The 15,179-nt window shown below is 59.0% G+C and carries 12 protein-coding genes; 6 read left to right on the top strand and 6 right to left on the bottom strand.

Annotation, left to right across the window (positions count from 1 at the left end):
* Positions 1 to 3 precede the first annotated feature (3 nt).
* From ACYZT2_RS03260 to hemE, 4 genes are all read left to right on the top strand, one after another.
* Positions 4 to 1,590, top strand: a complete 1,587-nt coding sequence (locus ACYZT2_RS03260; RefSeq protein ID WP_461970079.1) for an AAA family ATPase — start codon at positions 4 to 6, stop codon at positions 1,588 to 1,590.
* 350 nt (positions 1,591 to 1,940) lie between these two features.
* On the top strand, positions 1,941 to 6,386 hold the full coding sequence (gene gltB, locus ACYZT2_RS03265; protein ID WP_461970081.1) for a glutamate synthase large subunit: 4,446 nt from the start codon (positions 1,941 to 1,943) through the stop codon (positions 6,384 to 6,386).
* Between the two features lie 33 nt (positions 6,387 to 6,419).
* Complete coding sequence (locus ACYZT2_RS03270) at positions 6,420 to 7,838, top strand: FAD-dependent oxidoreductase (protein ID WP_461970083.1); 1,419 nt, start codon at positions 6,420 to 6,422, stop codon at positions 7,836 to 7,838.
* A 241-nt stretch (positions 7,839 to 8,079) separates the two neighbouring features.
* A complete protein-coding gene (gene hemE / locus ACYZT2_RS03275) occupies positions 8,080 to 9,147 on the top strand; it encodes a uroporphyrinogen decarboxylase (RefSeq protein WP_429431622.1) in 1,068 nt (355 codons plus the stop codon).
* 150 nt (positions 9,148 to 9,297) lie between these two features.
* On the opposite strand, the gene ACYZT2_RS03280 is transcribed toward hemE, so the two are convergent.
* Positions 9,298 to 10,572, bottom strand: coding sequence for an MFS transporter (locus ACYZT2_RS03280; protein ID WP_461970086.1), 1,275 nt, complete (start codon positions 10,570 to 10,572; stop codon positions 9,298 to 9,300).
* 119 nt (positions 10,573 to 10,691) lie between these two features.
* Here ACYZT2_RS03280 and ACYZT2_RS03285 point away from each other — a divergent pair, with 119 nt between their 5' ends.
* Positions 10,692 to 11,585: a LysR family transcriptional regulator gene (locus tag ACYZT2_RS03285; RefSeq protein ID WP_461970088.1), complete on the top strand. Its 894-nt coding sequence runs from the start codon at positions 10,692 to 10,694 to the stop codon at positions 11,583 to 11,585.
* A gap of 92 nt (positions 11,586 to 11,677) precedes the next feature.
* A complete protein-coding gene (locus tag ACYZT2_RS03290) occupies positions 11,678 to 12,121 on the top strand; it encodes a DUF2846 domain-containing protein (protein WP_461970090.1) in 444 nt (147 codons plus the stop codon).
* Between the two features lie 105 nt (positions 12,122 to 12,226).
* On the opposite strand, the gene ACYZT2_RS03295 is transcribed toward ACYZT2_RS03290, so the two are convergent.
* The 5 genes from ACYZT2_RS03295 to ACYZT2_RS03315 all read right to left on the bottom strand — a co-directional run bounded on the left by ACYZT2_RS03295 (position 12,227) and on the right by ACYZT2_RS03315 (position 15,094).
* Positions 12,227 to 12,475 carry a bacteriocin immunity protein gene (locus ACYZT2_RS03295; RefSeq protein WP_461970092.1) on the bottom strand — a complete coding sequence of 83 codons (249 nt, stop codon included), beginning with the start codon at positions 12,473 to 12,475 and terminating at the stop codon, positions 12,227 to 12,229.
* Between the two features lie 47 nt (positions 12,476 to 12,522).
* Positions 12,523 to 12,774 carry a bacteriocin immunity protein gene (locus ACYZT2_RS03300; RefSeq protein WP_461970094.1) on the bottom strand — a complete coding sequence of 84 codons (252 nt, stop codon included), beginning with the start codon at positions 12,772 to 12,774 and terminating at the stop codon, positions 12,523 to 12,525.
* Complete coding sequence (locus ACYZT2_RS03305; protein ID WP_461970096.1) at positions 12,774 to 14,099, bottom strand: S-type pyocin domain-containing protein; 1,326 nt, start codon at positions 14,097 to 14,099, stop codon at positions 12,774 to 12,776. Before ACYZT2_RS03305 ends, ACYZT2_RS03300 begins: the two co-directional genes overlap by 1 nt.
* A 319-nt stretch (positions 14,100 to 14,418) precedes the next feature.
* On the bottom strand, positions 14,419 to 14,673 hold the full coding sequence (locus tag ACYZT2_RS03310; RefSeq protein ID WP_461970098.1) for a hypothetical protein: 255 nt from the start codon (positions 14,671 to 14,673) through the stop codon (positions 14,419 to 14,421).
* 37 nt (positions 14,674 to 14,710) lie between these two features.
* Positions 14,711 to 15,094, bottom strand: coding sequence for a DUF6124 family protein (locus ACYZT2_RS03315; protein ID WP_461970100.1), 384 nt, complete (start codon positions 15,092 to 15,094; stop codon positions 14,711 to 14,713).
* Positions 15,095 to 15,179 lie beyond the last annotated feature (85 nt).

Genomic DNA, 15,179 nt, shown 5'->3' on the forward strand with positions numbered 1-15,179 from the left:
CCGATGACTAGTTTGCATGCCGACGAGGCTTTCCTCGGCCATTACCAGTTAAGTCATGACCCTTTCGCTCCACGGGTGCCTGGCTTCAAATTTTTCCCGGCCCAACGCAAACCGGTGCTGGGGCAACTGCATCACCTGGCCCGCTACAGCCAGTTGTTGCTGGTGGTCACTGGCCCTCAAGGCAGCGGCAAAACCCTGTTGCGTCAGGCCTTGGTGGCCAGCACCAACAAACAGTCAGTGCAGAGTGTGGTGGTTTCCGCCCGTGGCGCCGGCGATGCCGCTGGTGTGCTGCGTCAGGTGGCTCAGGCGCTGAACGTCGAACAGGCCGAAATCGGCGCGATCCTTGCCCAAGTGGTACAGCTTGCCCTCACGGGGCAAGAAGTCTATTTGCTGGTGGATGATGCCGAGCAACTCGACGAATCCGCGCTGGAAGCCTTGTTGGCTTTGGCCGCGGGTGCGCCGGAAGGTCGCCCGCACGTGTTCCTGTTTGGCGAGTCCTCGCTGATTGCTCAGCTTGACGCGTTGAGCCTCGAGGAAGAGCGTTTCCACGTCATCGAATTGCAGCCTTATACCGAAGAAGAAACCCGCGAATATCTGGAGCAGCGTCTAGAAGGCGCCGGCCGGGGGATCGAACTTTTCACCGCGGATCAGATCTCTGATATTCACGAAAGCTCCGACGGTTGGCCTGGCAACATCAATCAGGTCGCCCGCGATGCAATGATCGAAGCCATGATTGCCAGCCGCTCAGCGGTCAAGCGTCCAAGTATGGGGTTCAACATGCCGAAGAAACACGTATTGGCGATTTCCGCCGTAGTCGTGGTCGCGGTAGCCGCCGCCTGGTTGATGCCGGGTCGCAGCAAAGCACCGACCACCGGCGCACCTGCCAATGAACAGGCACAACTGCCGCTGGGCCAGGGCACGCCACAACCTGATAGCGATGGCGCTCCCGCCGTGGAATTCGCCGGTAACTCGCAGCCAATGCCATTACCACTGGTCGGCAATTCGCAGCCGGTGATGCGTGGTCCATTGGCCGAAGCGGCCGGTGGTATCACCGAAGGCGACGACGGCGTGCCGGTCGAAGGTTCCAGCGCTACACCACCAACCGTGACCACGACTGCGCCGCCTGCCGGCATCCAGCCGGGCCCTGCGCCAACGCCTGCCGCCAAACCGGTTCCAGCGCCGACTCAGGTCGCGACCGCCAAGCCAGCGCCTGCACCTGTTGCCAAACCGGCTCCAGCGCCTGCCAAGCCCGCCGCCGCCGTCAAACCTGCCGAGAAACCGGTCACCGTGGCCAAAGCCACCGGTGGCAGCTGGTACGCAGGCCAGGCACCGGGTAACTACGTGGTGCAAATCCTCGGGACCAGCTCTGAAACGGCCGCACAATCCTTCGTCAAGGAGCAGGGCGGCGAGTACCGTTATTTCAAGAAAGTCCTCAACGGCAAGCCGCTTTACGTCATCACTTACGGCAGCTTTGCCAACCGCGATGCAGCCGTTACCGCCATCAAGGCCTTGCCAGCGAAGGTTCAGGCTGGTAAACCTTGGCCTCGCACTGTCGCCAGCGTCCAACAGGAACTGGCAACAACTCGCTGAAGATTCGGCGGCCTTACCCAGGCCGCCTCTCCAAGCACCTCAAAATTTCTGCAAGCGCATGCCGTCTCTCAAGACCGCGTGCCTTGTGGTGTCTGCGTTACAGTAGTCTTTGAGTCGTTGCGGTCAAAATTAAAAAAGTTTTGACTAGCACAGCAGATCGCTTTAAACCTTTCACAAATGCGACATAGATTTGCGACAGTTCGTCGTCAGATTTGTGAGCCTCTGTGTCGCTGTGTACAATGACCACCCTTTTGCCCCCGCTAAGCCGGCGTACGTTCGGCGCGGATCGCAAGTGGTTGAATTGAAAAGAAATTTGCCTCGAAAAGAGGCAGCCTGGTGAGAAAGTGTCTATGAAAGCAGGTCTGTACCAACCAGATGAATTCAAGGATAACTGCGGTTTCGGCCTGATAGCCCATATGCAGGGCGAGCCCAGTCATACCCTTTTGCAAACGGCCATCGAGGCCCTGACCTGCATGACCCACCGCGGCGGGATCAACGCCGACGGCAAGACCGGTGACGGTTGCGGTCTGCTGATTCAAAAGCCGGATGTATTCCTGCGTGCGATTGCCCAGGAAACCTTTGGCGTCGAACTGCCCAAGCAATACGCCGTGGGCATGGTCTTCTTCAACCAGGACCCGGTCAAAGCCGAAGCCGCTCGCGAGAACATGAACCGCGAGATCCTCGCTGCTGGCCTGACCCTCGTCGGCTGGCGCAAAGTGCCGATCGACACCAGTGTCCTCGGTCGCCTGGCCCTTGAGCGCCTGCCGCAGATCGAGCAAGTGTTCATCGCCGGTGATGGCCTGAGCGATCAGGACATGGCCGTCAAGCTGTTCACCTCCCGTCGTCGCTCGTCCGTGGCCAACGCCGCCGACGCCGATCACTACGTCTGCAGCTTTTCGCACAAGACCATCATTTATAAAGGCCTGATGATGCCGGCGGATTTGACCGCCTTCTATCCAGACCTGAGCGACCAGCGCCTGCAAACCGCAATCTGCGTTTTCCACCAGCGCTTCTCCACCAACACCCTGCCGAAATGGCCGCTGGCTCAGCCGTTCCGCTTTCTCGCCCACAACGGCGAGATCAACACCATCACCGGCAACCGCAACTGGGCCGTGGCCCGTCGCACCAAGTTCACCAATGATCTGATGGACCTGGAAGAACTCGGCCCGCTGGTCAACCGTGTCGGTTCTGACTCCTCCAGCATGGACAACATGCTTGAGTTGATGGTCACCGGTGGTATCGATCTGTTCCGTGGCGTGCGGATGATCATTCCGCCAGCGTGGCAGAACGTCGAAACCATGGACCCGGATCTGCGTGCGTTCTACGAATACAACTCGATGCACATGGAACCGTGGGACGGCCCGGCCGGCGTGGTAATGACCGACGGTCGCTACGCGGTGTGCCTGCTCGACCGTAACGGTCTGCGTCCGGCGCGTTGGGTTACCACCAAGAATGGTTTCATCACCCTGGCCTCGGAAATCGGTGTCTGGAACTACCAGCCTGAAGACGTGATCGCCAAGGGCCGTGTGGGACCTGGCCAGATCTTTGCCGTGGACACCGAAACCGGTCAGATCCTCGACACCGATGCCATCGACAACCGCTTGAAGTCGCGTCATCCGTACAAGCAATGGCTGCGCAAGAATGCCCTGCGCATTCAGGCGACCATGGAAGACAACGATCACGGTTCGGCTTTCTACGACGTCGATCAGCTCAAGCAGTACATGAAGATGTATCAGGTCACGTTCGAAGAGCGCGACCAGGTGCTGCGTCCGCTCGGCGAACAAGGCTACGAAGCCGTCGGCTCGATGGGCGACGATACGCCGATGGCCGTGCTGTCCCAGCGCGTGCGCACGCCGTACGACTATTTCCGTCAGCAGTTCGCGCAGGTGACCAACCCGCCGATCGACCCGCTGCGCGAAGCGATCGTCATGTCGCTGGAAGTCTGCCTCGGCGCCGAGCGCAATATCTTCCAGGAGTCGCCGGAACATGCCTCGCGCGTGATCCTCAGTTCGCCGGTCATTTCTCCGGCCAAGTGGCGCTCGCTGATGAACCTCGACCGCCCAGGCTTCGAGCGTCAGATCATTGACCTCAACTACGACGAGAGCGTCGGCCTCGAAGCTGCGGTGCGCAATGTTGCCGATCAGGCTGAAGAAGCCGTTCGCTCCGGTCGCACCCAGATTGTATTGAGTGACCGTCATATCGCCCCGGGCAAGTTGCCGATCCACGCTTCGCTGGCGACCGGCGCGGTACACCACCGCTTGACCGAAAAAGGCCTGCGTTGCGACTCCAATATCCTTGTGGAAACCGCTACCGCTCGCGACCCGCATCACTTCGCGGTGCTGATCGGTTTCGGTGCTTCGGCGGTCTATCCGTTCCTGGCTTACGAAGTGCTGGGCGACCTGATCCGAACCGGTGAAGTGTTGGGCGACCTCTATGAGGTGTTCAAGAACTACCGTAAAGGCATCACCAAAGGCCTGCTGAAGATCCTGTCGAAGATGGGCATCTCCACCATCACCTCTTATCGCGGTGCGCAACTGTTCGAGGCCATCGGCCTGTCTGAAGAAGTCTGCGACCTGAGCTTCCGTGGCGTTCCGAGCCGCATCAAAGGTGCGCGTTTCGTCGACATCGAAGCCGAGCAGAAAGCCCTGGCAGCCGAAGCCTGGAGCCCGCGCAAGCCAATCCAGCAGGGCGGTTTGCTGAAGTTCGTCCACGGTGGCGAATATCACGCCTACAACCCGGACGTGGTCAGCACTCTGCAAGCCGCTGTGCAGCAGGGCGACTACAGCAAGTTCAAGGAATACACGGCGCTGGTGGACAACCGTCCGGTGTCGATGATCCGCGACCTGTTCAAGGTCAAGACTCTGGATACGCCGCTGGACATCAGCGAGATCGAACCGCTGGAATCGGTGCTCAAGCGCTTCGACTCCGCGGGCATCTCTTTGGGCGCATTGTCGCCGGAAGCTCACGAAGCCCTGGCCGAAGCCATGAACCGCCTCGGCGCGCGCTCCAACTCCGGCGAAGGCGGCGAAGACCCGGCGCGCTACGGCACCATCAAGAGCTCGAAAATCAAGCAGGTCGCCACTGGCCGTTTCGGTGTGACCCCGGAATACCTGGTCAACGCTGAAGTGCTGCAGATCAAGGTCGCTCAGGGCGCCAAGCCGGGCGAAGGTGGTCAGTTGCCGGGTGGCAAGGTTAACGGTCTGATCGCCAAGCTGCGTTACGCAGTGCCGGGTGTGACCCTGATTTCGCCTCCGCCGCACCACGACATCTATTCGATCGAAGACCTGTCGCAGCTGATTTTCGACCTGAAACAAGTCAACCCGAAGGCACTGGTCTCGGTGAAGCTGGTTGCAGAAGCCGGCGTAGGCACTATCGCTGCCGGTGTGGCCAAGGCCTATGCGGACTTGATCACCATTTCCGGCTACGACGGTGGTACCGGTGCATCGCCGCTGACCTCGATCAAATACGCGGGCGCACCGTGGGAGCTCGGCCTGGCCGAAACCCACCAGACCCTGCGCGGCAACGACCTGCGCGGCAAGGTCCGGGTGCAGACCGACGGCGGCCTGAAAACTGGCCTCGACGTGATCAAGGCAGCGATCCTCGGTGCTGAAAGCTTCGGCTTCGGCACCGCGCCAATGATCGCCCTGGGCTGCAAATACCTGCGTATTTGCCACCTGAACAACTGCGCCACCGGCGTCGCGACTCAGAACGAGAAGCTGCGCAAGGATCACTACATCGGTACCGTCGACATGGTGGTGAATTTCTTCACCTACGTCGCCGAAGAAACCCGTGAGTGGCTGGCCAAGCTGGGCGTGCGCTCCCTCGAAGAGCTGATCGGCCGTACCGATCTGCTGGAAATCCTCGAAGGCCAGACCGTCAAGCAGAACCACCTGGACCTGACCCCGTTGCTGGGCAGCGATCACATCCCGGCAGACAAGCCTCAATTCTGCCAGGTCGACCGCAACCCGCCGTTCGACAAAGGCCTGCTGGCCGAGAAAATGGTCGACCTGGCCACCTCAGCCATCAACGACATGAGCGGCGCCGATTTCGCCCTGGATATCTGCAACTGCGACCGTTCCATCGGCGCACGGATCTCCGGTGAAATTGCTCGCAAACATGGCAACCAGGGCATGGCCAACGCGCCGATCACCTTCCGCTTCAAAGGCACTGCGGGTCAGAGCTTCGGTGTGTGGAACGCGGGCGGCCTGAACATGTACCTGGAAGGCGATGCCAACGACTACGTCGGCAAAGGCATGACCGGCGGCAAGCTGGTCATCGTTCCGCCGAAGGGCAGCATCTACAAGACTCAGGACAGCGCCATTATCGGCAACACCTGCCTGTATGGCGCCACCGGGGGCAAGCTGTTCGCCGCCGGTACAGCGGGCGAGCGTTTCGCGGTGCGTAACTCCGGTGCTCACACCGTCGTGGAAGGCACTGGCGATCACTGCTGCGAGTACATGACCGGTGGTTTCGTCTGCGTGCTGGGCAAGACCGGTTACAACTTCGGCTCAGGCATGACCGGCGGTTTCGCCTACGTGCTCGACCAGGACAATTCCTTCGTTGACCGGGTCAACCACGAACTGGTGGAAATCCAGCGGATCAGCGGTGAGGCGATGGAAGCCTATCGAAGCCACTTGCAACGCGTGCTGAACGAATACGTCGAGGAAACCGACAGCGAGTGGGGTCGTAACCTCGCTGAAAACCTCGATGACTATCTGCGTCGTTTCTGGCTGGTCAAGCCCAAGGCTGCCAACCTGAAATCGTTGCTTTCCAGCACCCGTGCCAACCCGCAGTGATATGCGCCTGAAGAGTTTGATGAGGTTTTAACAATGGCTGAACGTCTGAATAACGACTTCCAGTTCATCGATGTCGGGCGCAAGGATCCGAAGAAGAAACTGTTGCGTCAACGCAAGAAAGAGTTCGTGGAAATCTACGAACCCTTCAAACCCCAGCAGTCGGCCGACCAGGCCCACCGCTGCCTGGGTTGCGGTAACCCGTATTGCGAATGGAAGTGCCCGGTGCACAACTTCATTCCCAACTGGCTCAAGCTGGTGGCCGAGGGCAACATCCTCCAGGCCGCCGAGCTGTCGCACCAGACCAACACCCTGCCGGAAGTCTGCGGCCGTGTGTGCCCGCAGGATCGTCTGTGCGAGGGTGCCTGCACCCTTAACGACGGCTTCGGCGCGGTGACCATCGGTTCGGTCGAGAAGTACATCACCGACACCGCGTTCGCCATGGGCTGGCGCCCGGACATGTCCAAGGTCAAACCGACCGGCAAGCGTGTCGCAGTGATCGGCGCGGGCCCTGCCGGCCTGGGTTGTGCCGACGTGCTGGTACGTGGCGGCGTGACCCCGGTGGTGTTCGACAAGAACCCGGAAATCGGCGGTCTGCTGACCTTCGGGATCCCCGAGTTCAAGCTGGAAAAGACCGTGTTGAGCAATCGCCGCGAAGTCTTCACCGGCATGGGCATCGAGTTTCGCCTGAACACCGAAATCGGCAAGGACGTGACCATCGAGCAACTGCTCGAAGAATACGATGCCGTATTCATGGGCATGGGCACTTACACCTACATGAAGGGCGGCTTTGCCGGTGAAGATCTGCCGGGCGTGCATGATGCGCTGGACTTCCTGATCGCCAACGTCAATCGCAACCTGGGCTTTGAAAAGTCGCCGGAAGATTTCGTCGACATGAAAGGCAAGAAGGTCGTGGTACTGGGCGGCGGCGATACAGCGATGGACTGCAATCGGACCTCGATTCGTCAGGGCGCCAAAGCAGTGACCTGTGCCTATCGTCGTGACGAAGCGAACATGCCAGGCTCGCGCAAAGAGGTGAAGAACGCCAAGGAAGAAGGCGTGAAATTCCTCTACAACCGCCAGCCGATCGCGATCGTCGGTGAAGATCGTGTCGAAGGCGTGAAGGTGGTCGAGACCCGTCTCGGCGAGCCGGACGCCCGTGGCCGTCGCAGCCCCGAGCCGATCCCGGGTTCCGAAGAGATCATCCCGGCCGATGCCGTGGTTATCGCTTTCGGTTTCCGTCCAAGCCCGGCGTCGTGGTTCGAGCAGTTCAGCATCCGGACCGACAGCCAGGGCCGCGTCGTGGCGCCGGAACAAGGCCAGTACAAGCACCAGACCAGCAACCCGAAAATCTTCGCGGGCGGCGACATGGTGCGCGGTTCCGACCTGGTGGTAACGGCGATCTTCGAAGGCCGCAATGCCGCTGAAGGGATCCTGGATTACCTGGGCGTTTAACCGAACAACGCAAAAACCTGTGGGAGCGAGCCTGCTCGCGATAGCGGTAGACCAGTCAGCAGAGATGTTGAATGTGAAGCCCTCATCGCGAGCAGGCTCGCTCCCACATTGGTTTCAGGGTGTTACCAAAAACGGTATTCCACCGCGACAAATTGACCCGATAGACAAAAGGTGCGGCGCTTGCCGTGCCTTTTGCGTCGCGCTCTGAGAAAATGCCCGCACTTTTTTTCCGGATGCCGACATGACTGCCCTGAAGAACGACCGTTTCCTTCGCGCCCTGCTCAAGCAACCCGTAGACGTCACCCCTGTGTGGATGATGCGTCAGGCCGGTCGCTACCTGCCTGAGTACCGCGCCAGCCGCGCCAAGGCCGGTGATTTCATGAGCCTGTGCATGAACCCGGCGTTCGCTTGCGAAGTCACGATGCAGCCGCTCGACCGCTATCCGCAACTGGACGCGGCGATCCTTTTCTCCGACATCCTCACCATCCCCGATGCCATGGGCCAAGGCCTGTACTTCGAGACTGGTGAAGGTCCGCGCTTCAAAAAAGTCGTCAGTACCTTGGCCGACATCGAAGCCCTGCCGATTCCTGATCCGCACAAAGACCTCGGCTACGTCATGGACGCGGTCAGCACCATCCGTCGCGAACTGAACGGCCGCGTGCCGCTGATCGGCTTCTCCGGCAGCCCATGGACCCTGGCCACCTACATGGTCGAAGGCGGCTCGTCGAAAGACTTCCGCAAGACCAAAGCCATGCTCTATGACAACCCGCAAGCCATGCACCTGCTGCTGGACAAGCTCGCGCAGTCGGTCACCAGCTACCTCAACGGCCAGATCATGGCCGGCGCGCAAGCGGTGCAGATCTTCGACACCTGGGGCGGCAACCTCTCCGCAGCGGCCTACCAGGAATTCTCCCTGGCTTACATGCGCAAAATCGTCAGCGGCCTGATCCGCGAACACGAAGGCCGTAAGGTTCCGGTCATCCTGTTCACCAAGAACGGCGGCCTGTGGCTGGAAAGCATCGCCGACGCCGGCGCGGACGCGCTGGGCCTGGACTGGACTTGCGACATTGGCGAAGCCCGCCAACGCGTCGGCAACAAAGTCGCCCTGCAAGGCAACATGGACCCGACCGTGCTTTACGCCAAGCCAGAAGCCATCCGCACCGAAGTCGGCCGGATCCTCGCCAGCTATGGCAAGGGCAGTGGTCACGTGTTCAACCTCGGCCATGGCATCACGCCTGAAGTTGATCCAGAGCATGCGGGTGCGTTCCTGCGTGCGGTGCATGAATTGTCGGCGCAGTATCACGAGTAATCGTCGCGGGTTAACAGACACCCGGCTTTTCTGTGGGAGCGAGCCTGCTCGCGATGAGGCCATAACATTCAACATCTCAGTTGGCTGTTATGCCGCCATCGCGAGCAGGCTCGCTCCCACAGTTGTTTATGGATGACTGGATATTTGTGTTTAAGCCTTTACACCGCCGAGCGGCGGCAACTTCGCCAGTTTCAACGCCACCAACAACGCAATCACCAACAACCCACCAATAAACAACCCGATCCCGTTCCACCCACCCAAATGCCAGGCCACACCGCCCGCCGTACCCGCAATACTCGACCCGGCGTAGTAGCTGAACAGGTACAGCGACGACGCCTGTCCTCTGGCCTTGATCGCACGACGGCCAATCCAGCTACTGGCCACCGAATGCGCACCGAAGAAGCCGAAGGTAAAGATCAGCATGCCGAGAATCACCAGGGGTAACGGCGTGAACATGGTCAGGGCGATGCCCGCAAGCATGACCACAATGGTTGCCCAGAGCACTTTGCGCCGGCCGAGCTGGTCGGCCAGGGCGCCGATTTTCGCCGAGCTGTAGATGCCCGACAGGTACACCACCGAGAGCAGCCCGACGAAGGCCTGATCCATGTGATACGGCTCGGCCAGCAAGCGATAGCCGATGTAGTTGAACAGCGTGACGAACGCGCCCATCAGCACGAAAGCCTCAAGGAACAGCAGTGGTAGACCAGCATCGCGAAAGTGCATGGTGAAGCCGTCCAACAAGCTGCGCGGATGCAGCGAGCGAGCGCGGAAGTTGCGCGACTCCGGGAGGATTTTCCAGAACACCGCTGCGGCAATCAGCGCCAGGCCACCGATGACCAGCATCGCCGTGTGCCAGCTGACGAAGTCGATCAATACCCCGACGATTAACCGTCCACACATGCCACCGATAGCGTTGCCACCGATGTACAAGCCCATGGCCAGGCCAAGGTGCTGCGGGTGGATCTCTTCGCTCAGGTAAGTCATCGCGACCGCCGCCAGACCACTCAACGACAGCCCCACCAGCGCCCGCATCACCAGCACGCCTTGCCAGCTCGGGATCATTGCGCTGGCCATGGTGCAGAGAGCGGCGGCGAACAGCGCGGCGACCATCACCGGTTTACGCCCGATGCGATCAGAGATAGGACCGGTGATCAGCAAGCCGATGGCGAGCATGCCGGTGGCGACCGACAGGATCAGGCTGCTCTGGGCTGCGTTGATGGAAAACTCGTGTGACAGCAGCGGCATCATTGGCTGCACGCAATACAGCAGGGCAAAGGTCGCGAAACCGCCCGAGAACAGCGCCAGCACCGTGCGCATGAACATCGGCGTGCCTTTTTCGATATAGATCTCGCTGAGCTCGGCGACGACATCGTCCAGCGGAGTGGGCGGAATTTCATGGGCGAGTGGGGCGAGAGCAGTTTTCACTTCAGACCTCGGAGGGGCGCAGCCGGTCAGGCAATGAAAAAATCATATAGCTGCCTAATGATTCAATCCAATATATTGTTCGACCTGTTTGATAGGTTTTACGACCTAATGGAGTTTTCATGGAATTGCGCCATCTGCGCTACTTCATCGCCGTCGCCGAAGAACTGCATTTCGGCCGCGCCGCCCAAGTGCTGGGCATCTCGCAACCACCCCTGAGCCAGCAGATTCAGGCGCTGGAGCAGGAGGTCGGCGCGCGGTTATTCGAACGGACCAATCGTCGGGTCGAACTCAGCGAGGCCGGTCGGCTGTTTCTGGAGGAGGCGCGGTTGGTGCTGGCTCAGGTCGACAAAGCGGCGGACGTTGCACGACGGGCACAACTCGGCGAGTTGGGTGAGCTGAAGATCGGCTTCACCTCGTCGGCGCCATTCAACTCGACCATTCCTCAGGCGATTTTCTCGTTTCGCCAGCGTTTTCCGGCGGTGCACCTGCACCTGCGGGAAATGAGCAGCACCCAAGTGGCCGATGCATTGGTGGACGAATCAATCGAAGTCGGCATCATGCGACCGCTTGGCTTGCCGGACTCCCTCAGCGTGGTGGAACTGATGCGCGAGCCGCTGGTGGCGGTGCTCAGCTCCAAACATCCGCTGGTGAGCGGCAGCGAAGACGGTTTATTCCTCTCGGCACTGGCCCTCGAACCATTCGTATTTTTCCCACGTAGTTATGGCAGCGGTCTGTACGCACAGCTGCTCAGCCTGGCGCGAGATGCCGGGTTCAGCCCGCACTTTGCCCAAGAGGCTGGCGAGGCGATGACCATCATTGGGCTGGTGGCGGCAGGTTTGGGGGTGTCGGTATTGCCGGCTTCGTATCAGCGGATGCGTATTGATGGCGTGGTCTATCGCCCTCTACTCGATCCGGCGGCCGTGTCGGCGGTGTGGCTGGTACAGCGCAAGGATCAGAAGTCGCCGATGGCCAAGGCGTTTGTGGAGTTGCTGACGCGTAAGCTGACGTCATAGGGCTTCAAGGTTTTTCTTGGATGCAGCCCTAGGTCTTTTATCGTATTGGCCGATACCGTCATTGGACTCATCACAAACTATGGAGATACAGGATGTTCAAGCAGTTAACGTTCACCGCATTGCTGGCATTGATTGCTCTGACCGGTGGTTGTGCTTCGGTAAAAATGGCTGATGAACTCCAGGACGCTCAAGCAAAGACGTTCCAGGTGAGCCCTGACAAAGCCAATATCTACGTTTATCGCAACGAGAGCATGGGCGCCGGGGTGAAAATGCCGGTTACCCTCAATGGCAAGCCTGTAGGGCAGACAGTCGCCAAGTCCTACCTGATGTTAGCCGTCCCGGCCGGCCAGCAGACTCTGGTGTCTTCGGCGGAAAACGACTCGGAGCTGAAACTCACCGCAGAAGCCGGCAAAAACTACTTTGTCTGGCAGGAAGTGAAAATGGGTTTCATCAAAGCGCGTAACAACCTGCAAGTCGTCGACGACAAGACAGGCCGCGCTGGCGTCGCTGAAAGCAAGTTGATTCAAGCTCAGTAAACGTCTGGACGGCCTCGGCGCGGAACGTGGGGGCTGTCCCGTTCACTTGAGCCCATATCTATAAGCTCAACCTCGGGCAATATTGCCAATTGGGGTCACTCATCTTTAGAATCCCGGCAGGCCCTGAGCTGCACGCCATTCCTTCACAGTCTGTGTGATGCCTTGATTTGAGTTGTCTGCGCCTTCTTCGGGATAGTAAATGAGGTCGGTTCCGTCAGGATGCTCTGTAATCTCGCAAAATTGTTTTAGCAAAGGATCGAGAGTCTCGTCCGGTGAGTTCTTGTTCGCGGCCCGGATTTTCTGCATAAGTTGAAGAAACTCTGCTTCGGCGTAGTCACTGAATCTGCTTTGCATTTTTTTGCTTATTTGCGGGTGGTTGAGTACGACTTCAGTTCTCTGGATCAGTCCCTGAAACCTGGCAAGCCTTTGGACGCGCAATAGTCTTCGATCGTCTGCACGACTCCTTCCGGCGAGTCATCTGCTCCATCCTCTGGATAGAACAGCAAGTCGCTCCCTGCTGGATGCGGCACGATCTTGTTGAAGTGCTCCACCAACTTCCCCCGGTCTTCCTCTATTTCAGCATCGTCGATAGCGCCAATCAGCGCTTTGAATTCCTGTTTTGTGTACTCGGCAAGATTGCTCTTCAAATCCATTATTCAGCCCTTCTGTGTATGTCGATATGGCGCCTTGGCGTGACAGCTCGCAGATTGTCAGCATCGTATACGGCGCCACCATCCTTGATTGGTTCCACGTGGTGCAATTCGAATGCAATTCGTTTTCCCACATGCTCGATTTTGGGGGCGGCAGGGGCCAAGCCTTTCGCCATGCTGGACAGGTTGCGTGAATTGAATTGCTGACTTAGCTCTACGTCATTGGCTACGGCTATCCAGAACGCTTTCCTGAATGCGTCGAAGCTACTGAACTGTTGGCCACGAAGCTGACCAACAATTCGCGTCGGTATAGGAGCGCCTAACCCAGTGCCAGCCCCAGCAAGCCAAACCCCCGACACATCTTCTCCCACCCCCGTAACCCCACCGGGTTCAAACCTGGCATTGAGCACGATGTAGATCGGCTCAAGCCCCGCATCCGCAGGGAACCAGATGATCGCGTCCTGATACTCCGGCGGATGCTCCGGGTTCACCAGGACCTTTTCGGCTTGTTCGGTGGACGGATATACCCATATCGTCGGCAGGGACGGGGCGCCTTCGAGTACTGGAATGCGCGGCAGATCGTCGGGACTCGCCGCGGGCGTCCAGATCAGGCCGATGCCGTTGCCGATGTCGGCGACAAACGTCTCTCCCTCTTGGGTGGCTTTGATGACCGGGACAAATTCCCAGTCTTTTTTCCCGCCGGTGTAGAAGCCGTAGGCGCTGACGGAGCCGTCGGGCAAGCTCTTCACGTTGATGCGGACACGGGTTCGACCGGTATCCAGCTCCGCGTATTGTTCTTTCTTGTAGAAGGCACTGTCGGGGGCAAGCTGGGTGTTCGGCATCAAGAGTGCCACGGTCCCGACCGCAGCACCGGCTGCCACTATCATGGAGTCTGATAGCAGACCGAGTGCAAGGGATCCGCCGAGACGTTGGGTAATGACGCCCCCTGTGGTCGAACCTCCCACCAGTTTCAGGGGTATGCCTTCGGCCGTGATTGCTGCGCCAGTGCCAAGCACGGCCCACAACCCGTAGTTAGCCAGCTTCTCGAGGGGGACGAAACCGGTCGGGTTGCTGTGATTGATGACGCCATCAGGGAGGTTGCAACTCTTGGCGAACACGCAACCCTGCGAATCGGGCTGAGTGTTGAGTGCGTCCTGTTGTTTTTTTTGATGCGTCTCCCAGCGTGCATTGGCGTCCAGTTCATTCTTACGGTTAGTGGCGGCTACCGCTGTACCGGCGTCCTGGAAGGCTTGTATCTGCTCCTTGGTGGGTTGTCGCCTTGGAATGGGCAGAAAGTCCGGGGTTTCCGGGAAACCGAGCTTTTTCATCTGGATTTCTTGTTCGTCCTTGGGGAATCCCAGCGTGTAACCGGGGGAGGATCGAACCTATCCCGGGCGCTCAGGTGCTGGCGTTAGGACGTTTCCCTAATATCGCGCTGAAATTTCCTATTTCGTGTTGTTACTACGGCGGGAAGGGGGCATCTGTTCGGTTTGACCGCTGTACTGTTTCCACTGCGCCCAGGTGTCGGGATTTTTGCATCAAAATGCTGTTGCCCTGAAGGCTACGCAACCTGGCGTCGTTGCCCATAGCCGCGGCAACAAAAAATGGGTGACCTCAATGAGATCACCCGTTTTTCTTTCCTAAGCACTACACCGAAACCTGCACCTGCAATCGTCGGCCAATGACATCCATCAAATCGCAACCATCGCGCAATGAAGTCACTAGCACTCGCGCCAACTCACTGTGAATGCCTTCGCCAAACGCGAAATTTTCCAGCAGTTGGGTCGCGGTGCGAATGCGATAGGCCGCTGTTTCGTGCAACACGTCCAGCGGCGCTTCGGTGTCGATTACTAACGATGCGATGGTGCAGTCGACGCCGGTGATAGGCATGTATCGATCCATGACAAGAAACCTCCATTTGGTAACAAAACGGGACTACTCAGCGTTGGCTGTTCGACGGAGCTTCAGACGACCCTACGGGCGGTTCCAGGTTGTCTAGCGCTCGATTTACCAATAACTCGCCCAGTACGGCCAGCTGCTGAATTGCCAGCGCCACATTGCGGCGCGAGCCTTCCAGTTCGCAGGCGAGATCGGTGGTCATGACATTCAGCGAGGCAAGGGTTTCGCAGGCGTGACAGAGCAGGGATGCCGTGTCGGCATTCGGGACGATGGTGAAGAAGTGGCTGACCGGGTCAGGGCGGTCTGGTTTGCGCAGACGGGCGCTGACTCGGCGTTCGATGATTTCGGAGAGTTTGGATAAATCGACGGTGTCGTCGGTTGGAAGGTTTGAGGATTCTGGGGAGTTTGGATTGGTCTTTTTCATGGCGAAGCTCCTTGCAAGGTTTGAGAAGGTGCCAGTCCCTTGGCGGCGTTACGTGAATTGACGGCTCGGTAGAATTATTACCAGA

The organism is Pseudomonas sp. MDT1-85, from assembly GCF_054898065.1.